Source organism: Frigoribacterium sp. AC759 (genome assembly GCF_979256015.1).
Map to the genome: position 1 here is coordinate 226428 of NZ_CEEDMT010000003.1, position 26451 is coordinate 252878.

The 26451-nt window shown below is 71.4% G+C and carries 29 protein-coding genes; 11 read left to right on the forward strand and 18 right to left on the reverse strand.

The features are described from left to right. Positions 1 to 7: 7 nt before the first annotated feature. The 3 genes from ACZ6JE_RS05545 to ACZ6JE_RS05555 form a co-directional block, all read right to left on the reverse strand. Positions 8 to 859 (reverse strand): PPK2 family polyphosphate kinase, encoded by an 852-nt coding sequence (locus ACZ6JE_RS05545; protein ID WP_464318394.1) that lies wholly within the window; start codon positions 857 to 859, stop codon positions 8 to 10. Between the two features lie 98 nt (positions 860 to 957). Further along, complete coding sequence (gene menD, locus ACZ6JE_RS05550) at positions 958 to 2826, reverse strand: 2-succinyl-5-enolpyruvyl-6-hydroxy-3-cyclohexene-1-carboxylic-acid synthase (protein WP_464318395.1); 1869 nt, start codon at positions 2824 to 2826, stop codon at positions 958 to 960. 7 nt (positions 2827 to 2833) lie between these two features. Beyond that, positions 2834 to 3193 carry a PLD nuclease N-terminal domain-containing protein gene (locus tag ACZ6JE_RS05555; RefSeq protein WP_192058810.1) on the reverse strand — a complete coding sequence of 120 codons (360 nt, stop codon included), beginning with the start codon at positions 3191 to 3193 and terminating at the stop codon, positions 2834 to 2836. Between the two features lie 109 nt (positions 3194 to 3302). On the opposite strand from ACZ6JE_RS05555, the gene ACZ6JE_RS05560 reads away from it, so the two are divergent. Continuing rightward, positions 3303 to 3569 (forward strand): DUF4229 domain-containing protein, encoded by a 267-nt coding sequence (locus tag ACZ6JE_RS05560; RefSeq protein WP_192058812.1) that lies wholly within the window; start codon positions 3303 to 3305, stop codon positions 3567 to 3569. Between the two features lie 52 nt (positions 3570 to 3621). On the opposite strand, the gene ACZ6JE_RS05565 is transcribed toward ACZ6JE_RS05560, so the two are convergent. The 4 genes from ACZ6JE_RS05565 to ACZ6JE_RS05580 form a co-directional block, all read right to left on the reverse strand. Further along, entirely contained in the window at positions 3622 to 4566 is a 945-nt protein-coding gene (locus ACZ6JE_RS05565; RefSeq protein WP_192058814.1) for a 1,4-dihydroxy-2-naphthoate polyprenyltransferase, read from the reverse strand. A gap of 9 nt (positions 4567 to 4575) precedes the next feature. Further along, positions 4576 to 5760, reverse strand: coding sequence for an AMP-binding protein (locus ACZ6JE_RS05570; RefSeq protein WP_464318396.1), 1185 nt, complete (start codon positions 5758 to 5760; stop codon positions 4576 to 4578). Positions 5761 to 5833: 73 nt separating this feature from the next. Beyond that, a complete protein-coding gene (locus tag ACZ6JE_RS05575) occupies positions 5834 to 6742 on the reverse strand; it encodes a 1,4-dihydroxy-2-naphthoyl-CoA synthase (RefSeq protein ID WP_464318397.1) in 909 nt (302 codons plus the stop codon). A 70-nt stretch (positions 6743 to 6812) separates the two neighbouring features. Beyond that, positions 6813 to 7205 (reverse strand): hypothetical protein, encoded by a 393-nt coding sequence (locus tag ACZ6JE_RS05580; RefSeq protein ID WP_464318398.1) that lies wholly within the window; start codon positions 7203 to 7205, stop codon positions 6813 to 6815. A gap of 75 nt (positions 7206 to 7280) precedes the next feature. Between ACZ6JE_RS05580 and ACZ6JE_RS05585 the strand changes: the two genes are divergently transcribed. Continuing rightward, complete coding sequence (locus ACZ6JE_RS05585; protein ID WP_464318399.1) at positions 7281 to 8297, forward strand: o-succinylbenzoate synthase; 1017 nt, start codon at positions 7281 to 7283, stop codon at positions 8295 to 8297. A 216-nt stretch (positions 8298 to 8513) separates the two neighbouring features. Here ACZ6JE_RS05585 and ccsB read toward each other — a convergent pair whose 3' ends face one another. The 5 genes from ccsB to ACZ6JE_RS05610 are packed head-to-tail and all read right to left on the reverse strand — an operon-like array spanning position 8514 to position 13375. Continuing rightward, on the reverse strand, positions 8514 to 9524 hold the full coding sequence (gene ccsB / locus ACZ6JE_RS05590) for a c-type cytochrome biogenesis protein CcsB (RefSeq protein ID WP_374231442.1): 1011 nt from the start codon (positions 9522 to 9524) through the stop codon (positions 8514 to 8516). Next, positions 9521 to 11311 (reverse strand): cytochrome c biogenesis protein ResB, encoded by a 1791-nt coding sequence (resB, locus tag ACZ6JE_RS05595; RefSeq protein WP_464318400.1) that lies wholly within the window; start codon positions 11309 to 11311, stop codon positions 9521 to 9523. The genes ccsB and resB overlap by 4 nt, the downstream gene beginning before the upstream one ends. Then, the gene (locus tag ACZ6JE_RS05600; RefSeq protein ID WP_464318401.1) at positions 11295 to 12098 is read right to left on the reverse strand and encodes a cytochrome c biogenesis CcdA family protein; all 804 of its coding nucleotides are present in this window, start codon (positions 12096 to 12098) and stop codon (positions 11295 to 11297) included. The genes resB and ACZ6JE_RS05600 overlap by 17 nt, the downstream gene beginning before the upstream one ends. Continuing rightward, positions 12099 to 12731, reverse strand: a complete 633-nt coding sequence (locus ACZ6JE_RS05605; RefSeq protein WP_243215822.1) for a TlpA family protein disulfide reductase — start codon at positions 12729 to 12731, stop codon at positions 12099 to 12101. Next, on the reverse strand, positions 12728 to 13375 hold the full coding sequence (locus ACZ6JE_RS05610; RefSeq protein WP_192058828.1) for a histidine phosphatase family protein: 648 nt from the start codon (positions 13373 to 13375) through the stop codon (positions 12728 to 12730). The genes ACZ6JE_RS05605 and ACZ6JE_RS05610 overlap by 4 nt, the downstream gene beginning before the upstream one ends. A gap of 83 nt (positions 13376 to 13458) precedes the next feature. Here ACZ6JE_RS05610 and aspS point away from each other — a divergent pair, with 83 nt between their 5' ends. Then, positions 13459 to 14793 (forward strand): aspartate--tRNA(Asn) ligase, encoded by a 1335-nt coding sequence (gene aspS / locus ACZ6JE_RS05615; protein ID WP_192058830.1) that lies wholly within the window; start codon positions 13459 to 13461, stop codon positions 14791 to 14793. A gap of 93 nt (positions 14794 to 14886) precedes the next feature. Here the strand turns inward: aspS and ACZ6JE_RS05620 are convergent, their stop codons facing one another. From ACZ6JE_RS05620 to ACZ6JE_RS05635, 4 genes are all read right to left on the reverse strand, one after another. Further along, positions 14887 to 15156: a glutaredoxin family protein gene (locus tag ACZ6JE_RS05620; RefSeq protein ID WP_192058833.1), complete on the reverse strand. Its 270-nt coding sequence runs from the start codon at positions 15154 to 15156 to the stop codon at positions 14887 to 14889. A 102-nt stretch (positions 15157 to 15258) separates the two neighbouring features. Continuing rightward, positions 15259 to 15357, reverse strand: a complete 99-nt coding sequence (locus ACZ6JE_RS05625) for a 30S ribosomal protein bS22 (protein ID WP_003792170.1) — start codon at positions 15355 to 15357, stop codon at positions 15259 to 15261. Positions 15358 to 15463: 106 nt separating this feature from the next. Further along, positions 15464 to 15658, reverse strand: coding sequence for a helix-turn-helix domain-containing protein (locus tag ACZ6JE_RS05630; protein WP_192058835.1), 195 nt, complete (start codon positions 15656 to 15658; stop codon positions 15464 to 15466). Positions 15659 to 15765: 107 nt separating this feature from the next. Beyond that, on the reverse strand, positions 15766 to 16290 hold the full coding sequence (locus ACZ6JE_RS05635; RefSeq protein WP_192058837.1) for an ArsR/SmtB family transcription factor: 525 nt from the start codon (positions 16288 to 16290) through the stop codon (positions 15766 to 15768). Between the two features lie 72 nt (positions 16291 to 16362). On the opposite strand from ACZ6JE_RS05635, the gene ACZ6JE_RS05640 reads away from it, so the two are divergent. Both ACZ6JE_RS05640 and ACZ6JE_RS05645 read left to right on the forward strand, forming a co-directional pair. Next, complete coding sequence (locus ACZ6JE_RS05640; RefSeq protein ID WP_371740669.1) at positions 16363 to 17805, forward strand: TrkH family potassium uptake protein; 1443 nt, start codon at positions 16363 to 16365, stop codon at positions 17803 to 17805. Next, complete coding sequence (locus ACZ6JE_RS05645; protein ID WP_192058839.1) at positions 17798 to 18469, forward strand: potassium channel family protein; 672 nt, start codon at positions 17798 to 17800, stop codon at positions 18467 to 18469. The genes ACZ6JE_RS05640 and ACZ6JE_RS05645 overlap by 8 nt, the downstream gene beginning before the upstream one ends. 75 nt (positions 18470 to 18544) lie before the next feature. Here the strand turns inward: ACZ6JE_RS05645 and proC are convergent, their stop codons facing one another. Beyond that, a complete protein-coding gene (gene proC / locus ACZ6JE_RS05650) occupies positions 18545 to 19396 on the reverse strand; it encodes a pyrroline-5-carboxylate reductase (protein ID WP_464318402.1) in 852 nt (283 codons plus the stop codon). A gap of 45 nt (positions 19397 to 19441) precedes the next feature. Here proC and ACZ6JE_RS05655 point away from each other — a divergent pair, with 45 nt between their 5' ends. Next, complete coding sequence (locus ACZ6JE_RS05655; protein WP_192058844.1) at positions 19442 to 20404, forward strand: cation diffusion facilitator family transporter; 963 nt, start codon at positions 19442 to 19444, stop codon at positions 20402 to 20404. A 35-nt stretch (positions 20405 to 20439) separates the two neighbouring features. Here ACZ6JE_RS05655 and ACZ6JE_RS05660 read toward each other — a convergent pair whose 3' ends face one another. Next, positions 20440 to 20871 carry a nucleoside deaminase gene (locus tag ACZ6JE_RS05660; protein ID WP_192059292.1) on the reverse strand — a complete coding sequence of 144 codons (432 nt, stop codon included), beginning with the start codon at positions 20869 to 20871 and terminating at the stop codon, positions 20440 to 20442. Positions 20872 to 20963: 92 nt separating this feature from the next. On the opposite strand from ACZ6JE_RS05660, the gene upp reads away from it, so the two are divergent. The 5 genes from upp to ACZ6JE_RS05685 all read left to right on the forward strand — a co-directional run bounded on the left by upp (position 20964) and on the right by ACZ6JE_RS05685 (position 26444). Beyond that, positions 20964 to 21596 carry a uracil phosphoribosyltransferase gene (gene upp, locus ACZ6JE_RS05665; protein WP_192058846.1) on the forward strand — a complete coding sequence of 211 codons (633 nt, stop codon included), beginning with the start codon at positions 20964 to 20966 and terminating at the stop codon, positions 21594 to 21596. Between the two features lie 521 nt (positions 21597 to 22117). Beyond that, positions 22118 to 22885 carry a winged helix-turn-helix domain-containing protein gene (locus ACZ6JE_RS05670; RefSeq protein WP_464318403.1) on the forward strand — a complete coding sequence of 256 codons (768 nt, stop codon included), beginning with the start codon at positions 22118 to 22120 and terminating at the stop codon, positions 22883 to 22885. A gap of 282 nt (positions 22886 to 23167) precedes the next feature. Further along, positions 23168 to 23638, forward strand: coding sequence for a MarR family winged helix-turn-helix transcriptional regulator (locus ACZ6JE_RS05675; RefSeq protein ID WP_192058851.1), 471 nt, complete (start codon positions 23168 to 23170; stop codon positions 23636 to 23638). Then, positions 23635 to 25014, forward strand: coding sequence for a cryptochrome/photolyase family protein (locus tag ACZ6JE_RS05680; RefSeq protein ID WP_464318404.1), 1380 nt, complete (start codon positions 23635 to 23637; stop codon positions 25012 to 25014). The genes ACZ6JE_RS05675 and ACZ6JE_RS05680 overlap by 4 nt, the downstream gene beginning before the upstream one ends. Then, on the forward strand, positions 25011 to 26444 hold the full coding sequence (locus ACZ6JE_RS05685) for a serine hydrolase domain-containing protein (protein ID WP_464318405.1): 1434 nt from the start codon (positions 25011 to 25013) through the stop codon (positions 26442 to 26444). Before ACZ6JE_RS05680 ends, ACZ6JE_RS05685 begins: the two co-directional genes overlap by 4 nt. Positions 26445 to 26451 lie beyond the last annotated feature (7 nt).

Sequence of the window (26451 nt, forward strand, 5' to 3'; positions counted from 1 at the left end):
CCGGCGCCTAGGTGGACGAGAGGCGGGTCTTCTCGAGCTCGACGTCGAACTCGGCGCTCGGCCACTCCGGGCGGCGTGCCGCCAGGGCGTCGATCAGGAGGCGCTGCACGGCCACCCGGGCGTACCACTTCCGGTCGGCGGGGACGACGTACCACGGAGCCGAGTCGGTCGACGTCCGCCTGATCGCGGTCTGGTAGGCCTCCTGGTAGTCGTTCCAGAGCAGGCGCTCGTCGAGGTCGCCGGGGTTGTACTTCCAGTTCTTCTCGGGGCGGTCGAGTCGTTCGCGCAGCCTCGACTTCTGCTCGTCGGACGAGATGTGCAGCATCACCTTGACGACGGTCGTGCCGGCCTCGGCCAGCTCGCGCTCGAACTCGACGATGTCGTCGTAACGACCCTCGACCTCCTCCGGCGAGGCGAGGCGGCGCACCTTGCCGATCAGGACGTCCTCGTAGTGCGACCGGTCGAAGACGCCGATCATGCCCGGGCCCGGCAGCTCGCGGCGGACGCGCCACAGGAAGTCGTGCGCGAGCTCCTCCTCCGTCGGGGTCTTGAAGGCGTGGTGCGCGACGCCCTGAGGATCGACGGCTCCGACCACGTGACGGACGATGCCGCCCTTCCCCGCGGTGTCCATGCCCTGCAGCACGAGCAGCACGGAACCCTTGTCGCCGCCATGGCGGCTGGAGGCGAAGAATCTCTCCTGCAGGTCGCCGAGAGTGTCACGACCGGACTCGAGCGACTGCGCGGCGTACTGCTTGTCTCCCGCGAACCCGGGCGTCGACGACGGATCGATCGCCGCCAGGTCGACGGCGTCGTCGGCTCGGAGGGACACGGCGGGCGGGGTCGTCCAGGTCTTGGCCATGGGTCGAGCCTACGACTCGGGCGTGAAGCGGGGACCAAGACCGCGGGAGGCCGTGAGCCGGCCGCCCGGAGGCCGGACGTCGAGCCGCCGTCGGCGGGTCAGCGGACGAGCGGGACCTCGATCAGCACAGGGCCGTCCCAGCGTCGGGCGAGGTCACGGTCGAGCTCGGCCCGGGTGCCCGCGCGTGAGTACTGCCACCCGTAGGCCGCGGCCAGGGCCGACAGCTCGACGCTGTGCGGGGTGAACTGCACACGGGTCATCGCGTCGGCGGGGGCCGTGGCCGCCACCTCGAGCCCGTCGAAGATCGTCCCCCCGCCGTCGTTGCCGACGATCACCTGCAGGCGGGGTCTCACCTCGCCGTCGCCGAAGAGCATCGAGCCGACGTCGTGGAGCAGGGTGAGATCGCCGAGCAGCACCCGCGTGACCCCCGGGCGCGACTCGTCGAGCTGACTCGCGTAGGCGATGCCGGTGGCGGTGGCGATCGTGCCGTCGATGCCCGCGAGACCCCGGTTGGCGTGCACGGGGATGCGCTTGCCGGGCACGACCTCGTCGACCTCCCGGATCAGGCGGGACGCACCGAGCACGAGTCGGTCGTGGGGCCAGGTGACGCGCCACAGGGTCTCGGCCAGGGCGCGACGGGAGACCTCACGACGCAGCAGCGCCACCTCGCCGCGGAGGAACGCGGCCCGCTCGGCGGGTTCGTCGCTCGTGGCCGACTCGAGGTCGGGCGCGGACTCGTCGTCGCCGACCACGAGTCGTCCGGCCTGGACCCAGCGACCGACCCAGGCGCGATGCGGGCGGTCGTCGGGCGACGGGCCGTCGGCGGCGGCACCCGTGGCCGTCACCGTGGCGGTGGCCGTCGCCAGGGCCGTGGCGTCGTCGACTGCCGCCGCATCGGCCTGGTGTCGGCCGTGCCGCCGTGGCTCGACTGCCGCGGCGCCCTCGGGGACATCGACGGCGTCGACCACGCGGGCGTCGCGGCCCGGGTCGTAGGCCTCGGGCGACGAGCCGCGGACGACGATCACCTCGACGTCGGACCGCTGGATCAGTGCCGGGATCTGCCGGGTGAGGGTGGGGTGACCGAAGACGATCACGCGTCGCACCGCGCCGCCGAACGCGTGCTCGCCGAGCAGCGCCCGATAGCCCAGCGCCAGGTTGGGGCCGAAGTGCGCGCCGCTCGAGACCTCGGCCACGAGCGGCGCACCGAGGGCACGGGCGACTCGCTCGGCCTCGTCCGTCGCCGCGTGACCGGCCACGACGATCGTCGCCGGGACCCTGTCGACCTCGAGGGCGAGACGGGACACCGGGGAGGCGCGGGTCACCGCATCGGGGCGGGCGTCGGGGATCCGCACGACGGGCGCCGACAGGGGCTCTCGGAAGGCGATGTTCAGCTGCACCGGCCCGGGGGCGGGCAGATCGCCGTACGGCGAACCCCCGGCCGCCTGCCGGTGGCCGAGGGCGGCGGAGACGGCGTCGTGCGCGAGGGCGCGGACGGCGTCGACGTCGACCGGCCCCTCGACGGGAGCCTCGACGTCGCGGACGAACGCGACCGCGCGACCGAAGAGACCGGGTTGGTGGGTGGTCTGGTTGGCGCCGATGCCCCGCAGCTCGGTCGGTCGGTCGGCGGTCAGCAGCACCAGGGGCACCCCGGAGTGATGGGCCTCGAGGACGGCCGGGTGCAGGTTGGCGACGGCGGTGCCCGAGGTCGTGATCACGACGACGGGTGCGCCGGTCTCGACGGCCAGCCCGAGGGCGAGGAACGCCCCCGACCGCTCGTCGATACGGACCGTGAGGTGGATCCGCCCCGAGCGCTCGAGCTCGGCGGCGGCCAGCGCCAGCGCCTGCGAACGGGAGCCGGGGCTGAGGACGACATCGCGGACGCCGACGTCGACGAGGGCGGACAGCAGCTCGACGGCGTAATCCGTCGCGGGGCTGCCGCTCGACTGATCGTCGCGGTCGCTGGACATGGCCGGCTTACGCCGTGCCCGTCTTGCCGTCTTCGTCGAGCTCGGAGAGCTCCTGCTCGAGGCGACGGATGCGCTCGTCGGTGGTCTCGCGGTCGAGATCGCTGATGTTGGAGGCCGAGCGACCGGAGAACTCGGGGTCGTCGTCGGGAGCGACGAACCGGCGCCGTTCGGGCTGCCGGTTCTTGCGGTTCTTGCCGAGGAGGAACCAGAGGATGGCGCCGATCACGGGCAGGACGACGATGATCAACGCCCAGAGGGGCTTGTTCAGAGCACGGAACCTGGAGGCGTCGGCGAAGAGGCAGTCGACCAGGGCGTAGATGATGAAGGCAGCGGCGATCACGATGCCAACGACGTACAACCTCACCATTCCTCGACTATAGGCGGCGTCCCGGTGCGGATCCTGACCGTGGGCCCTTCCGTGGCCGACCTGTGATCCACCCGGCTGGGGCACGGTCTCGCCGCCGTAGAATCGCCGGGTGAAACCCTGGGTCAAGTACACGTTCATCCGTCTCGGGATCTTCGCAGTGGCGCTGGCCGTCCTGCTCGTGATCCGCATCGACCCCTACATCGCGACGATCGTCGCGGCGATCGTCGGGCTCTGCGTCTCGTACATCTTCTTCGCACCGCTCCGACGTCGTGTCGCCCTCGACCTCGCCGAGCGTCGATCGAAGCCCGAGACGCGTCACGGCGACGACATCGCCGAGGACGAGGAGATCCGCCGCTCCGACCGCGACGACGTCTGAGCGTCGAGCGGGCCGCAACCGGGCCGCAGCCCGGCCGCAGCCGGGCTGGAGCTTAGAAGTACAGGACCGCCGACAGCGCCAACGCCCACAGCAGCGCCGTCAGCGACGACAGCTGCAGGGCGAGGATGAGCTCGCGCGGCGTGCGACCGGTGACGCCGATGATGGCCGCGGGGATGGCCGCGATCAGCGTGAAGTAGACGTACGGCGCATCGAAGTACAGGAACCCGAAGTACGCCAGGATCAAGAACGGCAGCAGCAGGAAGAGCGCGTAGAGCGCCCGCGCGACCGGGTCGCCGACCACGACCGCCAGGGTGCGCTTGCCCGCGGCGGCGTCTTGGGGGATGTCGCGGATGTTGTTGACCATCAGCACCGCGCAGGCGAAGAGCCCCGATGCGACGCCCGCGATCCAGGCGTCGGCCGGGAACCGGTCGAGCTGGACGTACGTCGTGCCGACGGTCGCGACGAGGCCGAAGAACACGAAGACGAAGACCTCGCCGAGGGCGTTGTAGCCGTAGGGGCGCTTGCCGCCGGTGTAGAACCATGCGGCGACGACGGCGGCGGCCCCCACGGCGAGCAGCCACCAGTGACCTGAGAGAATCACGACGGCGACACCGGCCGCGGCGGCGACGGCGAACGAGCCGAGCGCGACCCGGAGGACGCTGCGGGGACGGACGGCCCCCGAGGCCGTGAGCCGCGACGGCCCGACCCGGAAGGCGTCGGTGCCCCGGATGCCGTCGGAGTAGTCGTTGGCGAAGTTGACGCCGATCTGCAGGAGGACGGCGACGACCAGGCACAGCACGGCGAGGAGGAGGTCGCTCGACCCGTTGGCCTCGGCGACGCCGGTGCCGAGCGCGACCGGCGCCACGGCCAGGGGCAGGGTGCGCAGACGAGCGCCGCCGATCCAGTCGCGGGCGGTCACCCGCCGCGCGGGCTGCCGACCGGGTCGCCCGCCGGGTCGTCCGCCGGGTCGTGCCTTCTTGCTCTTCGTCTTCGCCACGGCCCGATTCTAGTTCGGCCGGTCGCCCCCGACCGCGCGCTCGAGGGCGCGACGATCGGGCTTGCCGCTCGAGAGGAGCGGCAGCGCGGCCAGCACGACGACGCGATCGGGCGCGGCCGCCCGCCCTGCACGCTCGACGACCGCCCGCCGCAGCTCGAGCAGATCGGGCGCCGCGCCCGTGGTCACGACGACGGGCACCTCGCCCCACCGGGGGTGCGGGGAGCGCACGACGACGGCGGCGTCGAGTCCGGGTCGTTCGCGCACGACGCGCTCGACCACCCCGAGCGAGACCTTCTCGCCGCCGGAGACGATGACGTCGTCGAGGCGTCCCGTCACGGTCAGCACGCCCTCGTCGGACACCGTGCCGTGGTCGCCCGTGCGGTACCAGCGGAGGCCGTCGCGCGTCGTGAGCGCCGCCTCCGTCCGCTCGGGGTCGGCCAGGTACTCGTCGAACAGCGACGGCCCGCTCAGCTCGATCTGCCCGTCGACGATCTCGACCCGGGTGCGACCGACGGGCACCCCGTCGTAGACGCAGCCCCCCGAGGTCTCGCTCGCCCCGTAGGTGCGGACGATCGGGACGCCGAGGAGGCGCGCTCGGGCGATCAGGGACGCCGGCGTCGCCTGCCCCCCGACCAGGACCGCCGCGAACCCGCGCAGGGCCCCGGTGACACCGGCGTCGTCGGGTGCGGACCCGGCCTCTGCGGCCTCGGACCCCCGCTCCGCTTCGGCGGCGTCGAGCAGGGCCGCGAGCTGGGCGGGCACGAGCGAGACGTAGCGCACCGGGTGGTCGAGTCGCCGGGCCGCCCGGGCGAAGGCGCGCGGATCGAAGCCGCCCGGCCCGAGCAGCACCGGCTCGGTGCCGGCGGTGATCGACCGCACGAGCACGTTCAGACCGGCGATGTAGTGGGCGGGCAGGGCGAGCAGCCACTGACCCGGACCGGACAGCGCCTGGTCGGCGGCGGCAGCCCCGGCCAGGAGGGCGTCGGCGGAGAGGGCGACGCGCTTCGCATGACCGGTCGACCCGCTCGTCTCGACGACGAGCGCGACGGCCACCGGGACGGTCGCGGGGAGGTCGTCGGGCACCCGGTCGTCGGTGCGGGGCGCGACGGCCGGGCCACCTGCCAGGGCGACCCGGAGGGCCTCGAGCACGGCGCCCTGGTCACGGGCGTCGATCGGGCGGAGGGGGCGGGTCATGCGCCGCGCCTCCTCGGCTCGCGGTGCCGGCCTCGCGACGCCCGACTCGCGAGCCCGGCGTCGACGACGGGCATCAGTACTGCCAGGGGAACGGCGACCAGTCGGGCTCGCGCTTCTCGAGGAACGAGTCGCGACCCTCGACGGCCTCGTCGGTGCCGTACGCCAGGCGCGTGGCCTCCCCCGCGAAGACCTGCTGCCCGACGATGCCGTCGTCGGTGGCATTGAACGCGAACTTGAGCATGCGGATCGCCGTCGGCGACTTGGTGAGGATGGTGCGCGCCATCGCGAGGGCCTCGCGCTCGAGGTCGGCGTGCGGGACGACGCGGTTGACCGCGCCCATCTCGTATGCGCGGTCGGCGCTGTACTCCTCGGCCAGGAAGAACACCTCGCGGGCGAACTTCTGACCGATCTGCTTCGCGAAGTAGGCGCTGCCGTAGCCGGCGTCGAACGAGCCGACGTCGGCGTCGGTCTGCTTGAACCTGCCGTGCTCGCGGCTGGCGATCGTCAGATCGCAGACGACGTGCAGCGAGTGGCCGCCGCCGGCCGCCCACCCCGGCACGACGGCGACGACGACCTTCGGCATGAAGCGGATGAGGCGCTGGACCTCGAGGATGTGCAAGCGGCCCGCCGACGCCGGGTCGGCCACGTTCGCCTGATCGCCCTCGGTCTTGTAGCCGTCGCGACCGCGGATGCGCTGATCGCCACCGCTGCAGAACGCCCACCCGCCGTCTTTCGCGCTCGGCCCGTTGCCGGTCAGCAGGACGACGCCGATGCGACTGTTCATCCGAGCGTCATCGAGCGCCCGGTAGAGCTCGTCGACGGTGTGCGGACGGAAGGCGTTGCGCACCTCGGGCCGGTCGAACGCGACCCTCGCCACCCGCCCGTCGACGCTGTGGTGGTACGTGATGTCGGTGAGGCCGTCGAACCCGTCGACCTCTCGCCACTCGGTGGGGTCGAACAGGTCGGAGACGGCGTCGCTCATGCGCCCCAGCCTACGACCGGCCGCCGACGCCCGGGTGCGGGTGATCGGGTGCGGGTGACCGCGGCGCGGGTCAGAAGGCGGGGAGCACCCGGGCGAGCAGGAAGACGAGCACGAACGGGTTCGCCAGCACGCTGAGAAGAACCGCCGCCACGGCGAACCAGCGACCGCGGCGGAGGACGACCGCGACGAGCGCGACGACCCCGACGACGATCGAGGCCAGCATCGTGACGAGCGCGATCGTCGCGGCCGGGGTGACCAGGTCTCCGGCCAGGAGCGCCACCGCGATCCCGTCGAGGGCCAGCAGAGCGAGCGCCAGCACGAACATCACGAGACCGAGACGCCGAGATGCCGCAGGACGATCGCCGACCTCGACGCCCGAGGCGTCGTCGGCCAGGATGTCGAGGCCCTCCGGTGCGGCCGGGCGGGTGGTCGGGTCGTTCGGGTCGTTCTCTGCTGCGGCCATGGCCCACGATGCTACCCAACCCCAGGGTGCGCCAGGGGCCGCCCGGGGTCGAGCCCGCGGTGCGAGACTGGCCCCGTGTCGAACAGCAGCCCCGCCCCGCGCGCCGCGCCGCGCCTCCCCCCGCTCGCCGATCTGCTCGACGACGCGCACGTCGTGCAGCTGCCGCTCCGCACGAGGTTCCGAGGCCTGGACGCCCGCGAGGCCCTCGTCGTCGAGGGCCCCAACGGCTGGACCGAGTTCAGCCCGTTCGTCGAGTACGGCCCCGCCGAGGCGAGCGCCTGGCTGGCGGCGACCATCGACTTCGGGTGGGGCGTCGAGCACACGACCCGCGCCTCCTCGGTGGCCGTCAACGCGACGCTGCCGACCGTCGCTCCCGGCGAGGTGCGGACGGTGCTCGACCGCTACCCCGGCTGCCGCACTGTCAAGGTGAAGGTCGCCGACCCCGGCGAGACGCTGCGCGACGACGTCGCCCGCGTCGCCGCCGCCCGCGAGTACATCGGCGACACCGGTCGCGTGCGCATCGACGCGAACGGAGCATGGACGGTCGCGCAGGCCGAGGAGGCGCTGGTCGCCCTGGCCCCGTACGCCCTGGAGTACGTCGAACAGCCGTGCGCCACGGTGCCCGAGCTCGCGGAGCTGCGGCGTCGCACCGCCGGGCTCGGCGTGCCCGTCGCCGCCGACGAGAGCGTGCGCAAGGCCGCCGACCCGCTCGCCGTCGCCCGGGCCGGGGCCGCCGACCTGCTCGTGATCAAGGCGCAGCCCCTCGGCGGGATCACGGCCGCGCTCGACATCGTCGCCGCCGCCGGGCTGCCGGTCGTCGTGTCGAGCGCCCTGGACACCTCGGTGGGGCTGAGCATGGGCGCCCACCTCGCCGCCGCGATGCCCGAGCTGCGGCATGACTGCGGACTGGGAACGGCCGCGCTGCTGGCGGCCGACGTGACGCGAGCGCCGCTGCTGCCGGTGGACGGAGCGATCGAGGTGCGCCGCGTCGACGTCGACGTCGACCTGCTGCGGCGGCACGCGGCGAGCGACGACCGACGGGAGTTCTGGCTGAAGCGGCTCCGCTCCTCCTACGCCGTGCTCGCCGGCTGAGGGCGGCGGCACGGCGGCGGCGGCGGCGGCAGCGGCAGCAGTGGCAGTGGCAGTGGCAGTGGCAGTGGCAGTGGCAGTGGCAGAAACGTACTGCGGCGGGTTCCCGTCACTTGGGGCGGGTCAGCGCTGACCCGCCAGGGATGACGGGAACCCGCCCGACCCCGATCGACGCACGCAGCGCTGGTCGGCGGCGGCGCGGATCAGACGCGGCGCGGGTCAGAGGCCGGAGTAGGCGTGCAGACCCTTGAAGAAGACGTTGACCACGGAGAAGTTGAACATGACGGCCGCGAAGCCGATGATCGACAGCCACGACGACCGCGAACCGCGCCAGCCGCGCGTCGCCCGCGCATGGATGTAACCGGCGTAGAGCACCCAGATGATGAAGGTCCAGACCTCTTTGGTGTCCCAGCCCCAGTACCGGCCCCACGCGCGCTCGGCCCATACGGCGCCGGCGATGAGGGTGAAGGTCCAGAGGACGAAGCCGACGAGCGCCACGCGGTACGCGAGGTCTTCGAGACGATCGGCGCCGGGCAGCGTCTGCATGAAGCCGAGACCGGCGAGCTTCGCCTGCTCGCGACGCGTCTGGATCAGCTGGGCGATCGACAGGCCGGCCGCGATGGCGAAGAACCCGGTGCCGAGGATCGCGACGAGCACGTGGATGACGAGCCAGGCGGACTGCAGTGCGGGCTGCAGCGGCACGACGGCGACGTAGTAGTTGACCGTGCCGATGGCGAGCAGGATGAGGTTCAGACCCATCACGTACGCGCCGAGGAACGAGATGTCGACGAACTGCTTGACCAGCAGATAGACGCCCACGATGATCGCCGTGCCGGTCAGCGAGAACTCGAACATGTTCGCCCACGGCACCCGCTCGGCGGCGACGCCTCGCATGATCACCGAGGCGACGTGGACGACGAGGCCGAGGACCATCAGCGACGTGGCGACGCGTTCGAAGCGCGACGGGCGGCGACGACCCGACGAGTCGGTCGTGTCACCGCCGACGGTCGTGGCCGGGCGGTCGAGCACCACGGTCGACGAACCGCGTGCGGTCGAGGCCGAGGCCACCGGCGCGCGACCGCCGTCGAGACTCGACGCCTCTTTCGCCGCGAGCTGGGCGTCGCCGGAGCGCTTCGCCAGGTCGAGCGCGTAGGCCACGAACGAGATCGTGTAGATGGCCATCGCCGAGTAGACGGCGACGAGCGAGTAGTAGGCGAGGTCGGCGGTCACGAGGAGATCTTACGTCCGTCGGGTGCGGGCGACGACTCGTCGTCTCTCGACGTCGAAGCGGTTGTCTCGCCCGAGGCCACCGCCTTCGCCGCCTCGGCGGGCACGCCCAGCCCGGTCAGATGCGTTCGGGTGATGTCGCCCACGGCCCTCTCGAGGGTCGGATCCTCGCCGCGGGCGAGACCGGCGTACTCGAGCACGAGACCGGACCCGGTGTCTCGGGCCTTGACCCAGACGCGGCGTCGGGGCACGAACAGCGCCGTGAGCAGACCCGCGAAGCTGAGGCCGGCGAAGAGCAGCACCCACAGCTGCGACGGGTCGTGATGCACGTCGAACGACGCGAAGCGCTTGACGCCGTCGAAGGTCACGGTGCCCAGCCCGTTCGGCAGATCGGCGGTCTCGCCGGGGGTGACGCGGATGGCGCTCGTGTCGGCGTCCGCACCCGCCACCTCGGTCAGCCCCACGGTGTCGAGGGCGTAGACCGATCGCGGCACGCCGTCGTCGAGTCCGAGGTCGCCCGTGTACACGTTGAGGCTGAGCACCGGGTTGAGCGTGTCGGGGTAGTTCGAGGCCAGCATGCCCGACTCGGTGTCGACCGCCGACGGGTAGAAGAAGCCGATCATGCCGAGCTGTTCAGGCGACGAGTCGGGCACCTTGATGACGCCCTGCGACATGAGGTTCGTGTTCTGCGGCAGGAACGGGACGGTGTCTCGGAAGGCGACGTCGCCGTCGCCGTCGCGCACCGTCACGTCGACCGCGTAGCCGTTGCCGAGCAGGTACACGTTCGAGCCGCCGATGGCGAGCGGGCTGTTGACCTTGATCTGACGCTTCTCGTCATCGTCACCGTCTTGCGTGCGGGTCGTGACGTCGGCGGTGTAGTCGAGGGCCTGCCCGAGGGCGTCGCGGTTCTGCTCCTCGTAGTCGGTCGTGAACCGGTCGAGGGTGATGCTGAACGGGTCGAGCTGCGAGTCGTCGAACCACCGACCCGGGTTGAACGAGTCGTACGAACCGAGCACGTTCGTGAAGGTCTGACCCTCGACGACGACGCGCTGACCGGCGTAGCCGAATCCTCCCCCGACGCCGACGGTCAGCAGCACGCCGACCAGCGCCGCGTGGAAGACCAGGTTGCCGGTCTCGCGCAGATAGCCGCGCTCGGCGCTGACCGAGTCGGCGAAGACCTCGGTGCGGTAGCCGGCGCGCTTCAGCTGCGCACGGGCCGCCTCGACGGCGGCGGCGGGGGTGACGGAGGGCCGACCCGCGCCTCCTCCGCTCTGATCGATCGTGACCGTCCGGTAGCCGGCGAGACGCGACAGCCGGGCCGGGGTCTTGGGCGGACGGGCGCGGAGGGCTTCGAAGTGGTGCTTCGTCCGCGGGATGATGCAGCCGATCAGCGAGATGAACAGCAGCAGGTAGACCGCCGAGAACCACGGCGACGAGTAGGTGTCGAAGACGCCGAGCTTGTCGAGGATCGGGAACAGATCGGGGTTGTCGGTGCGGTACTGGACGACCCCGTTCGGGTCGGAGGTGCGCTGGGGCACGAGCGAACCGGGGATCGCGGCGACCGCCAGCAGCATGAGGAGGAACAGCGCCGTCTTCATGCTGGTCAGCTGCCGCCAGAAGAAGCGGAGGTAGCCGATCGGGCCGAGTCGCGGCTGCGTCACCCCGTCGCCGCCCCTGCCCTCGGACGGAGCCCGGACCGAATCGACGTGGTCGCTCGGCCGCAGCGGATCGGCGGAGGCGTCGGTCTCGTCGGCCGGCGTCAGCGGCTCGCGGTCAGACGATCGTGCCATAGCTCGCGATCACCGACCCGAGACGGGACATCAGATCGGACCAGAGGCCCGACACCATGAGCAGGCCGATGACGATCAGGATGGAACCTCCGACGATGTTGACGGCGCGCATGTGCCGCTTGACGAACGAGATCGACCGCGACGCCCAGCCGAAGCCGAGGGCGACGAGCAGGAACGGCACGCCGAGCCCGATGCAGTAGAAGAGGCCGAGCAGCACGGACTGCCCGAGCGACGCGGAGTCGAGCGACATGGCCGTGATGGCGGCCAGGGTCGGACCGATGCAGGGTGTCCAGCCGATGCCGAAGACGATGCCGAGCAGCGGGGCCCCGGCCAGACCCGTGGCGGGCGTGACCGGCAGCTTCAGCGTGCGCTGGAAGAAGCCGAACTGCCCGATGAAGACGAGACCCAGCACGATCACCACCAGGCCCATCAGCCGCACGATGAGGTCGCGCCACTGGATCAGCCAGAAGCCGGCGGCCGCGAACGCGAGGTTGGCCCCGACGAAGACGACCGTGAAGCCGGCGACGAACAGGAGCACCCCGAGCACGACGCGACTGCGATCGCGGCGGGCGGCTGCGGACACGGCGTCGGGCGTCGGCGCCGCGTCGCCACGGGACGCGGGGACCGATCGACCCGTCAGCCCGCCGACGTAGCCGAGGTAGCCCGGCACGAGCGGCAGCACGCACGGCGAGAGGAACGAGATGAGACCGGCCAGGAGGGCGACCGGGAGCGCGACGGCGAGCTGCCCGCTCACCACCGCCTCGAAGAAGGGATTGCCCTGGTACACCTAGGACTGCTCGGCGAGGGTGTCGGACACCAGGGTGTCGAGGATGCTCGGACCGTCGAGACCCCCGAGGATGCGCGCGGCGATCCGGCCCTGCTGGTCGAGGACGATCGTGGTCGGCACGGAGTTGGGTGCGATCGTGCCGGCGAGGGCCAGCTGCACGGCCCCGTCGTTCGTGTCGACGACCGACGGGTAGCCGACGTCGAAGGTGCGGGCGAAGGCCTGCGAGGTCGCCGCCTGGTCTCGGACGTTGACGCCGATGAACTGCACGCCCTGGTCGGCGTAGTCGTCGTTGACCTGCTCGAGGTCGGGGGCCTCGGCGCGGCAGGGCGGGCAGCCCGCGTACCAGAAGTTGAGGACGACGACGTCGCCGTCGTAGTCGGATCGGGACAGCGTCTCGCCCGTGTCGGTCTCGCTGGTGAACTCGACGGGGTCGCCGCGGTCTTCGGGGGCGATCTCGGTCACGGTGCCGCTGCCCGAGATGTAGTTCTCGGTGGTGCCGTCGCCGAAGTCGGCCGCGAGGTCGTCGTTCTGGGAGGTGCAGCCCGTCAGGGCGAGAGCCACGACGGCGGCGCCGGCGAGCACCCGCGAGATCGTGGTCGCCCGACGGGTGGTGGAGGTCTTACGGGTGGTCACACTGCTCCAAGATCGACGGCGGAATCGAGCAAGTCTCGCGCGGGATCCTGATAGCCCACCTCGACGAAGGCGTCGCCGCGACGTTCGAGGGTCGTGACGCTCGACAACGAGCACCGACGGCGCCGGGGGTCGTGGAACAGACGGGCGCCGGTGACGCTGCGGTGCACCATCCAGATCGGCAGCTGGTGGCTGACGAGCACGACGTCGCCGGTGTCGACCGAGGCCCAGGCGTCTTCGACGGCCGCGAGCATGCGCGACGCGATGCTGACGTAGGCCTCGCCCCAGCTCGGCTTCAGCGGGTTGACGATCCACGGCCATTCGGCGGGGACGGCGAGCTGCTTGCGGATCGTGAAGTCGGACCGACGACCCTCGTACTTGTTGGCCGGCTCGACGAGGCGATCGTCGACGGCGACCGTGAGACCGAAGCGCTCGGCCCAGGGCGCGGCCGACTCGCGGGTGCGCTGGAGGGGGCTCGCGGTGACGGCGACGACCGGCGCACCCTGCTGCTGCAGCATGTCGGCCGAGGAGGCGGCCATCCGGTGCCCGAGATCACTGAGGCCGAAGCCGTCGAGACGGCCGTAGAGCACGTGCTCGGGGTTGTGCACCTCACCGTGCCGGACGAGGTGGATGTGCTGGGCGGGCATGCCCTCCAGTCTAGGTCGAGGCCCCGCGCACACCTCCCTCACGGGAACCGCAAAGATCCGACCGCCCTGTAAAGTCGAGCCTCGTGATCGAACGCACCCTCATCAGCGACCTCTCGCCCCTCCCCGACGGCACCGTGACGGTGGCGGGCTGGGTCGATACCGTCCGCGACCAGAAGAAGGTGCAGTTCGTCGTGCTCCGCGACGAGTCGGGCGCCGTCCAGCTGGTCCGCCCGCGCACCGCCGCCGACGTGCTCGCCGCGAACGGCGAGGTCGACGAGATCGCCGACGCCATCTCGGGTCTGGCGCAGGGCAGCTTCGTCACGGTGACGGGTGAGCTCAAGCACGACGAGCGCGTCAAGCTCGGCGGCATCGAGGTCAAGATCGCCACCCTCGTCGTCGACAGCGCCGCCGACCCCGAGACGCCGATCGCCCCCGACAGCGGCATCGACAAGCGCATGGACTGGAGGTTCCTCGACCTCCGCGTCCCCCGCAACGCCCTGATCTTCCGCGTGCAGACGACCTTCGAGCACGCCATGCGCACCTACTGGGTCGAGCGCGGCTACATCGAGATCCACACCCCGAAGATCATGGCCTCGGCGAGCGAGTCGAACGCCGAGCTGTTCAAGGTCGAGTACTTCGAGGGCAGCGCGTTCCTGGCGCAGAGCCCCCAGTTCTTCAAGCAGATGGCGCAGAGCGCCGGCTTCGGCAAGATCTTCGAGATCGCACCCGTCTTCCGTGCCGACCCGTCGTTCACCTCGCGTCACGCGACGGAGTACACGAGCGTCGACGCCGAGATCAGCTACGTCGACAGCCACGAGGACGTCATGACGATGCAGGAGGAGCTGCTCGTCGCCGCCTTCACCGCGGTCGTCGACAAGCACGGCTCCGAGATCAAGGAGCTCTTCGACGTCGACCTGACCGTGCCGACGACGCCGTTCCCGCGGATCCCCCTCGCCGAGGCGAAGCGCATCGTCGCCGACCGCGGCTACGTCGTGCCCCGTGCCGACGCCGACATGGACCCCGAGGGCGAGCGTCAGATCGCCGCCTACGTCAAGGAGACGTTCGACCACGACTTCGTGTTCCTCACGGACTACGACGCGTCGATCCGGCCGTTCTACCACATGCGTCACGACGACGACCCGCAGCTCACGAAGAGCTACGACCTCATCTACAACGGCACCGAGATCACGACCGGCGCCCAGCGCGAGCACCGCGTCGACGTGCTCGAGGCCCAGATCCGCGAGAAGGGCATGAAGCCGGAGGAGCTCGGCGGCTACCTCGACTTCTTCCGCTACGGCGCCCCGTCGCACGGCGGATTCGGCATGGGCCTGGCCCGCGTGCTGATGCTCATGCTGCACCAGCCGAACCTCCGCGAGGTCACCTACCTCTTCCGTGGCCCCAGCCGCCTGACCCCGTAGGCGCGGGCCCCGGGCACGACGCCCGAGAGCATCGAAGGGACGACCCTCCGCCACGTTCGGCGGAGGGTCGTCCTTTCTCGTCGGTGGGCCGACTCAGCCGGCGGTGGACCGGCGCAGGGCCGCGCGGAGTCGCTCGGGCTCGATGCGCCAGATGGTGTGGACCCGCTCGTCGATCAGCACGACGGGAATCTCCTCGGCGTACTCGGCCTCGAGCGCGACGTCGTCGAGGATGCTCTTCTCGTCGTATCCGAGGCCCGCACCGGCGAACTCGGTCTCGGCGAGGACCCCGTCGAGCGCCGTGCGGGCCTCGTCGCAGAGGTGGCAGCCGGGCTTGGTCAGGAGGGTGATGGTCGGTGCGCTCACGTCTGCCACGTTAGCAAGCGGGGAACCCGTCGACGACCCGCCGGCGGGTACGACGATGCCCCCGCCGGCACAGGGCCTGCGGGGGCATCGACGATGTTGCGACTACTTCTTGTTGCGTCGCTGGTGACGAGTCTTGCGAAGCAGCTTGCGGTGCTTCTTCTTCGCCATGCGCTTACGACGCTTCTTGATGACAGAACCCATAGAGACCTCACTGATTTCTGGATTGGACCGACCGGGTCCGAATCAGAACCGCGGAAAAATACCTCGGGGCAGTCTACTAGGGCGACTGCCGAAAGTCGAAGTCGAGTCAGCCGACGTCGGCGATGCCCGTGCGCAGCACGGCCGCCACCGCCGACTCGGGCACACGGAACGAGCGCCCGAACCGGATGGCCGGCAGCTCTCCCGAATGCACCATGCGATAGACGGTCATCCGCGACACGCGCATCATGTCCGCCACTTCGGCGACGGTGAGAAACCTCACGTCCGACAGGCCGTCCGCCATGTCTCCCCCTCGTGTCCGACCCGGACTCCCCGAGTGGGTGCAGGCGCACGCATGTGACTCGTGTGCCTGATGGTCACTCTAGGGGCGCACGTGACCTCATGCAACGCTCAGACGCCGCCGCGACCCAGTCGCTTGCGGACGGGCTCGATCACGCGCTCGTCGAGCGCGCTCGACGCGTCGTGCAGGGCCGAGGAGGCGCGGTGCTGCGCATCGGCGACCGCACGGCCGAGCGAGCTGCCCACGTCGCCCGCGTCGGGGATGCTCTCGGCCGCCCGACGGAACGGAGCCGGCACGCTGGCCCCCGCCCACGCCGCGAACGCCCCGCCCGCGGCCGTGTCGATCTCCACCTCCACGCCGAGGAACGGGATGAGCCAGTCTTCGACGGTCTCGAGCGGTGCGGTGTCGATGCCGTAGAAGCGATGCTGTCCGCCCTCGCGCACATGCACGAGCCCGGCGTCCCGGAGCACCCGCAGATGCTTCGACACGGTCGGCTGGCTGATGCCGAGGCGCGAGACGAGCTCGCCGACCGACACGTCACCGGTGGCCGACTCGCCCGAGACCCGGGCCTCGAGCAGCACGGCCAGCAGGTCTCGGCGGGTCCCGTCGGCGATCACGGCGAAGAGGTCAGGCATGCAGCCACAGTAACGACGACCGGCCCGGAGTACCATGCACGGGTGACGCGCCCCTCCTCCGCCTCCCGGCGCATCCCGCGCACCATCCGGCAGGGACCCCTCCGGGTCGCGTCCCGCGGGCCGGTCCGCCGGATCACCGACTACGTCGACGACATCGGTCGTCACTCCCCCGCGCGCTTCGCGATCATGATCTTCACGGGTCTGATCCTGCTGTTCACGGCGATCTTCTCGCTGCCCGTCGCGGCGGCCGACGGGCGGTCCACGCCCCTCGTCGACTCGCTGTTCACGGCGGTCTCCGTCATCTGCGTGACCGGTCTCGCGACGGTCGACATGGCGACGCACTGGTCGGTCTTCGGCCACGTGGTGATCTTCGTCGGCGTGCAGATCGGCGCCATCGGCGTGCTGACGCTCGCCTCGATCATGGGCCTGGTGGTGTCTCGGAAGCTGGGGCTGCGCGCCCGACTGATGGCCGCCTCCGACAGCAATCCGCTGCGCGTGCACGCCGGCCCGGTGCCCGAGGGGCAGGCCGTGCGCCTCGGCGAGGTCGGCGGGCTGCTCGCCACGGTCGCGCTCAGCTCGGCCGTCATCCAGGCGGTCATCGCGGTGCTGCTGCTGCCGCGTCTCGTGATCGACGGCATCCCGATCGGCGAGGCGGTGCTCGACAGCTTCTACTACTCGGCGATGGCCTTCACGAACACGGGGTTCTCGCCGAACGCCGAGGGGCTCGCGCCGTTCGCCCACGACTACTGGTTCCTGACCCTGATCATGATCGGCGTCTTCCTCGGCAGCATCGGGTTCCCCGTCATCTACGCCCTGGCCCGCAACCCCTGGCACCCCCGCCGCTGGTCGGTGCACGTGAAGCTGACGCTCGTCACCAGCTTCATCCTGCTGTTCGCCGGCGCCCTGCTGTTCATCGTGCTCGAGTTCGACAATCCCGACACGTTCGGCGGCATCGCGGCGTTCCCGACGATCTTCCAGTCGCTCTTCCTGAGTCAGATGACGAGATCGGGCGGCTTCTCGACCATCGACATCTCGGATCTGAACGGCTCGTCGCTGCTGGTGACCGACATGCTGATGTTCATCGGCGGCGGCTCGGCCTCGACGGCCGGCGGCATCAAGGTCACGACCCTCGCCGTGCTCTTCCTGGCGGCGTTCGCCGAGGCGCGGGGCAACCGCTCGATGGAGGCCTTCGGGCGGCGCATCCCGAGCGACGTGCTGCGACTGTCGGTCAGCGTCGTGCTCTGGGGCGCCACGATCGTCGCGGTCGCGAGCATCCTGATCATGCACATCACGAAGGAGCCGCTCGAGCACGTGCTGTTCGAGGTGATCTCCGCCTTCGCGACGTCGGGCCTGTCGACCGGTCTGACCGCCGACCTGCCCGACTCGTGCAAGTACATCCTCGCGGTCACGATGTGGATGGGCCGCGTTGGTACAGTGACACTCTCCGTCGCCCTGGCCGCCAGCCAACGGCGCCAGCTGTTCACCCGACCCGAGGAGCGACCGATCGTTGGTTGACAAGATCAAGCACGACGCCCCCGTCCTCGTCATCGGCCTGGGCCGTTTCGGTGCGGCGACCGCGGGTCAGCTCGAACGCCAGGACCGCGACGTGCTCGCCGTCGACACCAGCGCCGGTCTCGTGCAGAAGTGGGCCGATCGGGTGACGCACGCCGTCCAGGCCGACGCGCGGAGCATCGACGCACTGAAGCAGATCGGCGCCCAGGACTTCAGCATCGCCGTCGTCGCCGTCGGCTCGTCGATCGAGGCGAGCGTGCTCATCACCGCGAACCTCGTCGACCTCAAGGTGCCGCAGATCTGGGCGAAGGCGATCAGCCAGTCGCACGGCAAGATCCTCGCCCGGATCGGCGCCAACCACGTGATCTACCCCGAGCGCGAGGCCGGCGAGCGCGTCGCGCACCTCGTCTCGGGTCGCATGCTCGACTACATCGAGTTCGACGACGCCTTCGCGATCGTCAAGATGTACCCGCCCAAGCCGGTGCGCGGCTCGACCCTCGCGGCCTCGAACATCCGCAAGAAGTACGGCGTCACCATCGTCGGCGTCAAGAGCCCCGGCGGCGCCTTCAGCGAGGCGACCCCCGAGACCGTCATCAGCAACCACGACCTGATCATCGTGTCGGGCGACAGCACCGCCATCGAGAGGTTCGCGGCGCTCGAGGGCTGACCCCGGCAGGGCCCGGATGCCGCGGTCGCTGCGACCTCGCGGAGACCGCAGCCGAGGAGGCGCGGGTCGGCCGGGTCAGCGACCGGCCGCGATCTCGCGGTTGCGTTCGAGCGCCGCCGCCGTCGCCCGGTCGAACAGGTCGGCGAGCCCGCCCGCGTCGAGCACGGCCACGGCCCGCTCGGTCGTGCCGCCCGGGCTGGTCACCCGGCGGCGCAGCTCGGCCGGCGCGTCGGGGGCCGGCCCGACGTCGCTCGCGGCGAGCAGCTCGCTCGCCCCGCGGAACGTGCCCTGGACCATCGTGGCCGCCTGGGCCGGAGTGAAGCCGAGCCCGATCGCCGCCTGCTGGAGCTTCTCGATCAGGAGGAAGACGTAGGCCGGCCCCGACCCGGAGATCGTGCTGAGCGCGTCGATGCGGTCTTCGTCGACCACCACCACCTCGCCCACGACCTCGAAGAGCGTGCGGGCGAGCGCGAGGTCGTCGTCGGTGGACCGCGAACCGGCGCTCAGCCCGGTGACCCCGAGCCCGACGACGGAGGGGGTGTTCGGCATCGAGCGCAGCACCGAGACGGTCGGCGGCAGGGCCGCCTCCATCGTCTCGGTCGTGACGCCGGCCGCCAGGCTGACGACGACCGCCCCGGGGTCGAGCGCCGAACCGATCTCGGACAGGAGGTCGACCACCATGTGCGGCTTGACACCGATGAGCACGAGCTTCGCCCCGACGACCGCCGACGCGTTCGCGCGCGGATCGCTCTCGGTGGCGAGCGAGGTGACGGCGCCGTGCCGCAGCGCGACCGCCTTCGCCTCGGACCGGTTGGTGACCCGGATGCCGCCGTCGACGACGACACCGGGTCGCAGCAGACCGGAGAGGATCGCGCCTCCCATCGAGCCGGCGCCGAGAATCGCTGTGGTGGGGAGCATGGTGACCATCAGGCCATCCTAAGATCGACCCTGGCGACTCGAGGGGATCACGACATGAGCACATCCGGCGGCAACAAGGCGATCATCGCGGCGCTCGGCGCCAACCTGGGCATCGCGGTCACGAAGTTCATCGCCTGGGCCTTCTCGGGCTCGTCGTCGATGCTCGCCGAGGGCGTGCACTCGCTCGCCGACTCGGGCAACCAGGTGCTCCTGCTGCTCGGCGGGCGCAAGGCCAAGAAGGCCGCCGACGCCGAGCACCCCTTCGGCTACGGGCGGGAGCGCTACGTCTACGCCTTCGTCGTCTCCATCATCCTGTTCAGCGTCGGCGGGGTCTTCTCGCTCTACGAGGGCGTGGAGAAGCTGCGCGAACCGCACCCGCTCGAGGTGCCGTGGCTGCCCGTGCTCGTGCTCGCCGTCTCGTTGGCCCTCGAGGGCTTCTCGCTCCGCACCGCCGTGCGCGAGTCGCGCCCGAGCAAGGGCCAGCAGAGCTGGGTGTCGTTCGTCCGCCGCGCGAAGGCGCCCGAGCTGCCCGTCGTGCTGCTCGAGGACGCCGCGGCGCTCCTCGGTCTCTCGTTCGCCATGATCGGCGTCGTGCTCACCTGGATCACCGGCGACGGCGTCTTCGACGCCATCGGCACGCTCGCGATCGGCGTGCTGCTGGTCGCGGTCGCGGTCATCCTCGGCATCGAGACCAAGAGCCTGCTGGTCGGCGAGGGGGCCTCGGCCGACGACGTCGCGAAGATCCGCGCCGCGATCACCGACGGGTCCGACGTCGAGTCGATCATCCACATGAAGACGCTCTACCTCGGCCCCGACGAGCTGCTGGTCGGCGTCAAGGTGTCGATGCCCGGTCGCACCGTGCTCGCCGACGTCTCGAGCGCCATCAACGCCGTCGAGACCCGCATCCGCGCCGCGGTGCCGATCGCCCGGGTGATCTACATCGAGCCCGACGTGTGGGTGCGCCCCGGTCGGGTCGACCCGCCCACCGACGCGATCGTGATCCGCGCGGCCGACTGACACCGCGCCTCCTCGGCTCCCCCGGCGAGACGGACTCAGCGGCGCGCGGCGAAGAAGTCGTCGAGGCGGGCCCGGCACTCGGGTTCGCGCACGCCCGCGACGACCTCCGAGCGGTGCGGCAGCCGACGATCGCGCGCGATGTCGTAGACGCTGCCGGTCGCGCCCGCCTTGTCGTCCCAGGCGCCGAAGACGACGCGCGGCACCCGCGCCGCGAGGATCGCCCCCGCGCACATCGGGCACGGCTCGAGCGTGACCACGAGGGTGACGCCGGTCAGCTGCCAGTCGCCGGTGGCGCGTGCGGCGTCGCGGAGGGCGAGCACCTCGGCGTGGGCCGTCGGGTCCTGGCGCAGTTCGCGCTCGTTGCGACCGGTGCCGATCACGGCCCCCGACGCGTCGACGACGACCGCACCGACGGGCACGTCGTCCGACACGCGGCAGGCGTCGGCCTCGGCGAGCGCCAGGCCCATCCAGACGTCGAACTCGGGGGGATGCGCGATCACGCGGCGGCGACCTCTCGGCGGGCGGGTGCGGGCCGGTCGACTCCGCTACCGTTGAGCCTATGCGAGTGCACGTAGCGGACCATCCCCTGATCACCCACAAGCTGACCGTGCTCCGCGACAAGCGCACGCCGGCACCGACCTTCCGGGCCCTGACCGAAGAGCTCGTCACCCTGCTGGCGTACGAGGCCACGCGCGACGTGCGCACCTCGCCCGTCGACATCGTCACCCCCGTCGGCCCGACGACCGGTCTCGAGATCAGCCAGCCCCGGCCGCTCGTCGTGCCGATCCTCCGCGCCGGTCTCGGCATGCTCGAGGGCATGACCAAGCTGGTGCCGACGGCCGAGGTGGGGTTCCTCGGCATGGTGCGCGACGAGGAGACGCTCGAGCCGACCACGTACGCCGAGCGCCTGCCCGACGACCTCTCGAACCGCCAGTGCTTCGTGCTCGACCCGATGCTCGCCACGGGCGGCTCGCTGATCGCGGCGATCGACTACCTGCTCGACCGCGGCGCCGTCGACGTCACGGCCGTCTGCATCCTCGCCGCACCCGAGGGCCTCGCCGCCGTCGAGAAGGCCATGGCCGGCCGCGACGTGCACGTCGTGCTCGGCGCCGTCGACGAGCGGCTGAACGAGCAGGGCTACATCGTGCCCGGGCTGGGCGACGCGGGCGACCGCCTCTACGGCCTGGCCTGAACCGACCTCCCGACCCGCGCCTCCTGCGGGCTTCCGAACCGCGTCTCCGACCTCCGGAGGCGCGGTTCGTCGTCGTCGCGCCGGCTGCGGCCCCCGGGCCCGCCAGGCCGCCCGCCGCATGGTGCTTGACAGCGCGACGCACGCTGTAACACAATCAACCCATGACTGACAGCGTGTTCATCCCGACCTCCGTTGAGGCCCCCGGGAGCACCGGCATGATGATGCCGATGCACGCCGTCCTGTGTCGAATGTGTGCCTGATCCGGCCACACCTCGCCGAGTCGCCGTCGCTGCCTCCGCAGCACGCTGAGCTCGCAGCCCCACCCCGCTGCTGAGCCGTCGACTCCCGGATGCATCCGCGTCACCACTCCGACGCGCATCCCCCCGATGTCACGACATCGACCGTCCGCCGACCGCCTGACCGGCAGCGGACACCGACACGAACCGAGCGCTACCCGCGACGAACGATGGCGTCACCGTCGCCGAGGTACCGCTCACCCGCACGCAAGGATCCGCGTACCCATGTCCCTCACCCTCGACCGTCCCGTCGCCGCCCCCGCCGCCCGCACCATCGCCCCCGCCCGGCACCTGAACGCCGTCCCGCCGGTGGACGACTCCGTCGAGGCGACCGCCCCGGCGGCCGTCGCACCTCCCGCTGCGCGTCGAGCACGGGCACTGCCCGAGGGTCAGGAGGCACGCGGCTTCGTGCTCTACGTCGGCATCGACGAGCTGAAGGCCGCCGCGGACGGCACCGACCTCGGCGACATCGTCTCGCAGCTGAAGGCGCTCGTGGCCTCGATCGCCCCCTCGGCCGAGACCCACGCCGCGGTCGCCCTCGCACCGACCGGATCGGGCGGACGCGACGTCGACATCGTGCGCCTGGCGCTGCACGACCCGTCGGCGCTCGCCGCACGTCGTCAGGAGGTCGAGGAGGACGACGAGCCCGGTGCCCGCGGCGGCGTGGTCGTCGACATCTCGCGCAAGCGCCTGCTGCTCGACGGCGACGTCGCACCGCTGACCTACAAGGAGTTCGAGCTGCTGCAGTACCTCGTGCTGCGCGAGGGCCGCACCATCGAGCGTGCCGAGCTGATCTCGAGCCTGTGGGCCGACGGCGACGACGAGGAGGTGCCGAACGAGCGCACCATCGACGTGCACGTCCGGCGCCTCCGCTCGAAGCTCGGCGCCTTCGAGGACATCGTCCGCACCGTGCGCGGGGCCGGCTACCGCTTCGACCGCCACGCCGACGTGTCGATCCGCCACGCCTCGACGCCGTCGCCCGACGTCTTCTGAGTCGACCCGGCGGCGCCTCGTGCCCGGTCGACCGGCGATGGGTCGTGTTCCCAGCTGATCCTTGGCTTCAGGGCTAGACCGCCGTTACCGATTCGTTATAGGTTGATCGAACCGAGGCCGTTTGCTGTGGCGGCCGAGGTGGAATGAGATCGCAGGACACTCTCGGTGCAAGGGATGAGGGCCGGTCGCCACTGGGCGACCGGCCCTCTGTCGTGCACCGTCGGTGGCGGACGGACACCCCCGCGCTTTCGTAGACTCGACGGAAACGAACGCGAGGTAGAGATGAGCGAGACATCCGTGGCCGTCGGCGCCTGGGAGGCGCTCTTCCGGGCGCAGGTGAGCGTGATGCGCGAACTCACCGACTGCTTCCCGACGCAGGAGATCTCGTTCAACGAGTACGACGTGCTGTTCAACCTGTCGAGTCAGCCCGAGCGGCGCGCCCGCATCCGCGATCTGACCCGGCACCTCCTGCTCACCCAGCCGAGCATCAGTCGACTGGTCGACCGGCTCACCGCCCGGGGCATCGTCGAGAAGCTCAGCGACCCGGGCGACGCTCGCGGCATCATCGTCGCCCTCACCGACTCCGGCTACGAGCTCTACCGGCGCACGGCGATCAGCCACGCCGCGACCATCCGTCGCCGCGTCGGCGGCAGCCTCGACCACGACGAGCTCGTCACCCTCACCGACCTGTGCACGAGGCTCCGACTCGGCGACGGCTCGGCCACCCGCGCCGATCAGGAGCACCCCGCATGAGCACCCCTTCGATCGTCTGGCTGCGCGACGACCTCCGCCTCGCCGACAACCCGGCGCTGAACGCCGCCGTCGACCGGGGCGAGCCCGTGGTGGTGCTCTACCTGCTCGACGACGACACCGAGGGCATCCGACCCCTCGGCGGCGCCTCACGATGGTGGCTGCACCACAGCCTCACCGCCCTCGACGCGGATCTGCGGGCCAAGGGCTCGAGTCTGACCCTCCGTCGGGGCGCCGCGGCGGTCGAGATCCCGCGCCTGGTGGACGACGTGTCGGCCGGGGCCGTCTACTGGAACCGCCGCTACGGCAAGGCTGCGCGCGACGCCGACGCCGGGCTGAAGACCTCGCTGCGCGACCGCGGTCTCGTCGTCGACAGCTTCCAGGCCAACCTCCTCTTCGAGCCCTGGACGATCCAGACCGGGCAGGGGCAGCCCTTCAAGGTCTTCACGCCGTTCTACCGCGCCTGCCTCGACCGACCCGAGCCGCGTCACCCCCTCGACGAGCCCGACGCCCTGACCTCGCCCGCCGACGTCGCGAGCGATCGGCTCGACGACTGGGGCCTCCTCCCGACCCGACCCGACTGGGCCGCGGGTCTCCGAGACACCTGGACCCCTGGCGAGGCCGCAGCCCACGACACGCTCGAGGCGTTCGCGACCGGCGCGCTGGCCGACTACGGGGACCGCGACTTCCCGGCGCAGGAGGCGACGAGTCGACTGTCGCCGCGCCTCCGGTTCGGCGAGATCAGCCCGTTCCAGATCTGGCACCGGATGCGCGGGGCGCTGCCCGACGCATCGCGCGAGCGCGCCCAGTCGTTCCTCCGCGAGGTCGTCTGGCGCGAGTTCAACCACACGATCCTGTTCACCTCGCCCGATCTGGCGACGGTCAGCTACCGACCCGAGTTCGACCGCTTCCCGTGGGCCGACGTGCCCGAGAGCGAGATCGACTCCTGGCGTCAGGGCCGCACGGGCATCCCCCTGGTCGACGCCGGCATGCGCCAGCTCTGGACGACCGGCTGGATGCACAACCGGGTGCGCATGGTCACCGCGAGCTTCCTGATCAAGAACATGCTCGTCGACTGGCGCGTCGGCGAGGCCTGGTTCTGGGACACCCTCGTCGACGCGGACGAGGCCAACAACCCCGCCAACTGGCAGTGGACCGCCGGTTCGGGCGCGGATGCGGCACCGTACTTCCGGGTGTTCAACCCCGAGCTGCAGGCGACGAAGTTCGACAAGCACCGCGACTACATCCGGCAGTGGGTGCCCGAGAGCGACGACGAGGACTACCCCGAGCCGCTCGTCGATCTCAAGGCCTCGCGACGTGCCGCTCTGGACGCGTACGAGACGATGCGTCGCACGTCGTCCGAGGGTGAGCAGTCGTGACCGAGCCGACCCGCGCCTCCGGGATCGATGCGGTGTTCGCAGCCCGGCGGGCGGAGCGGAAGGCGCCGAGCGCGGTCTGGGCGACCTTCGACCGGCACGGGGTGACCCACCGGGGCGCCTCCGGGACGCTCGGCGGTGACGGCGCGGACGGTGCCGCGCCCGGGCCGGACACCGCGTACCGCATCGCCTCGTGCACGAAGAGCTTCACGGCGACGGTGCTGCTGGCGCTCCGCGACACCGGGGCCCTCGACCTCGATGCACCCGTGACCGACTGGGTGCCCGCCTTCGCCGACGTCGCCCTGCCGACCGCCGACTCGCCCGTGCCCACGCTGAGGATGCTCGCGACGATGTCGGCCGGGTTCCCGACCGACGACCCGTGGGGCGACCGACAGGAGTCGCTGACCGACGAGGGCCTCGACGCGCTGCTGCGTCGCGGGCTGAGCTTCGACAGCGTCCCCGGCACCGCGTTCGCCTACTCGAACCTCGGATACGCCCTGCTGGGCCGTGTCGTCGCCGAGGCCTCGGGTCGCCCGTACCGCGAGGTCGTCGAGCAGGACGTCCTGGCGCCGCTCGGTCTCGACTCCACCGGCTTCACGACCGACGTGCCCGCCGCCGGCGGTCTGGCGATCGGACACCGACGCGTCGGCGACGGCTGGGAGCCCCTGCCGTTCTCGGGCCCCGGCGCCTTCTCGCCGATCGGCGGTCTGTTCAGCACCACCGACGATCTCGCTCGTTGGGCCCGCTGGCTCGGCTCGGCGTTCCACCCCGACGGCGAGGGCGACCTCGACGGCATCCTGTCGCGCGCCTCCCGACGCGAGATGCAGCAGCTGCAGCGCTTCGTCCCGGGGCTGGGCGCGCACCCGGGCGGCTACGGCCTCGGCCTCTTCGTCGAGCAGCACCCCGACCACGGCACGATCGTCTCGCACTCCGGCGGCTACCCCGGATTCTCTGCGCACATGCGCTGGCACCCCGCCACCGGCGTCGGCGCCGTCGGATTCGAGAACGCGACCTACGCCCAGGTGTCGGTGCCGATCACGCTCGCGCTCGACGGCCTGCTCGCCGAGACGGCCGCGCAGGGCACCGGGGTCGGCAGCCGCGTGCGGCCGTGGCCCGAGACCCTCGCCGCCCGCGACGCGGTCGAGGAGCTGGTGCTCGGCGGCGGCGAACCGGGCGACTGGCTCGCCGAGAACATCGAGCTCGACATCCCCCTCGAGCGACGCCGACGCACCTGGGGCGAGGCCGTCGAGTCGGTCGGCGGCCTCGCGCCGACCTCGGCGGAGCCCCTTCCCGACGACGAGTCGAAGGCGCCCTCGCACCTGATCTGGCGACGGGCCGGAGCACGGGGTCTGCTGCGCTTCGAGATCCGTCTCACACCCGAGGCCCCGCCCCGGGTGCAGACCCTCACCGTCCGGGCCGAGACGGCGCACTGAGGCCGGG

What these genes read in the sequence shown, in the direction of transcription:
- ACZ6JE_RS05545 (WP_464318394.1), bottom strand. Translation starts at nt 859, where the DNA reads ATGGCCAAGACCTGGACGACCCCGCCCGCCGTGTCCCTCCGAGCCGAC.
- menD (WP_464318395.1), bottom strand. Translation starts at nt 2,826, where the DNA reads ATGTCCAGCGACCGCGACGATCAGTCGAGCGGCAGCCCCGCGACGGAT.
- ACZ6JE_RS05555 (WP_192058810.1), bottom strand. Translation starts at nt 3,193, where the DNA reads ATGGTGAGGTTGTACGTCGTTGGCATCGTGATCGCCGCTGCCTTCATC.
- ACZ6JE_RS05570 (WP_464318396.1), bottom strand. Translation starts at nt 5,760, where the DNA reads ATGACCCGCCCCCTCCGCCCGATCGACGCCCGTGACCAGGGCGCCGTG.
- ACZ6JE_RS05575 (WP_464318397.1), bottom strand. Translation starts at nt 6,742, where the DNA reads ATGAGCGACGCCGTCTCCGACCTGTTCGACCCCACCGAGTGGCGAGAG.
- ACZ6JE_RS05580 (WP_464318398.1), bottom strand. Translation starts at nt 7,205, where the DNA reads ATGGCCGCAGCAGAGAACGACCCGAACGACCCGACCACCCGCCCGGCC.
- resB (WP_464318400.1), bottom strand. Translation starts at nt 11,311, where the DNA reads ATGGCACGATCGTCTGACCGCGAGCCGCTGACGCCGGCCGACGAGACC.
- ACZ6JE_RS05610 (WP_192058828.1), bottom strand. Translation starts at nt 13,375, where the DNA reads ATGCCCGCCCAGCACATCCACCTCGTCCGGCACGGTGAGGTGCACAAC.
- ACZ6JE_RS05625 (WP_003792170.1), bottom strand. Translation starts at nt 15,357, where the DNA reads ATGGGTTCTGTCATCAAGAAGCGTCGTAAGCGCATGGCGAAGAAGAAG.
- ACZ6JE_RS05630 (WP_192058835.1), bottom strand. Translation starts at nt 15,658, where the DNA reads ATGGCGGACGGCCTGTCGGACGTGAGGTTTCTCACCGTCGCCGAAGTG.
- ACZ6JE_RS05635 (WP_192058837.1), bottom strand. Translation starts at nt 16,290, where the DNA reads ATGCCTGACCTCTTCGCCGTGATCGCCGACGGGACCCGCCGAGACCTG.
- proC (WP_464318402.1), bottom strand. Translation starts at nt 19,396, where the DNA reads ATGGTCACCATGCTCCCCACCACAGCGATTCTCGGCGCCGGCTCGATG.
- ACZ6JE_RS05655 (WP_192058844.1), top strand. Translation starts at nt 19,442, where the DNA reads ATGAGCACATCCGGCGGCAACAAGGCGATCATCGCGGCGCTCGGCGCC.
- ACZ6JE_RS05660 (WP_192059292.1), bottom strand. Translation starts at nt 20,871, where the DNA reads ATGGGCCTGGCGCTCGCCGAGGCCGACGCCTGCCGCGTGTCGGACGAC.
- upp (WP_192058846.1), top strand. Translation starts at nt 20,964, where the DNA reads ATGCGAGTGCACGTAGCGGACCATCCCCTGATCACCCACAAGCTGACC.
- ACZ6JE_RS05670 (WP_464318403.1), top strand. Translation starts at nt 22,118, where the DNA reads ATGTCCCTCACCCTCGACCGTCCCGTCGCCGCCCCCGCCGCCCGCACC.
- ACZ6JE_RS05675 (WP_192058851.1), top strand. Translation starts at nt 23,168, where the DNA reads ATGAGCGAGACATCCGTGGCCGTCGGCGCCTGGGAGGCGCTCTTCCGG.
- ACZ6JE_RS05680 (WP_464318404.1), top strand. Translation starts at nt 23,635, where the DNA reads ATGAGCACCCCTTCGATCGTCTGGCTGCGCGACGACCTCCGCCTCGCC.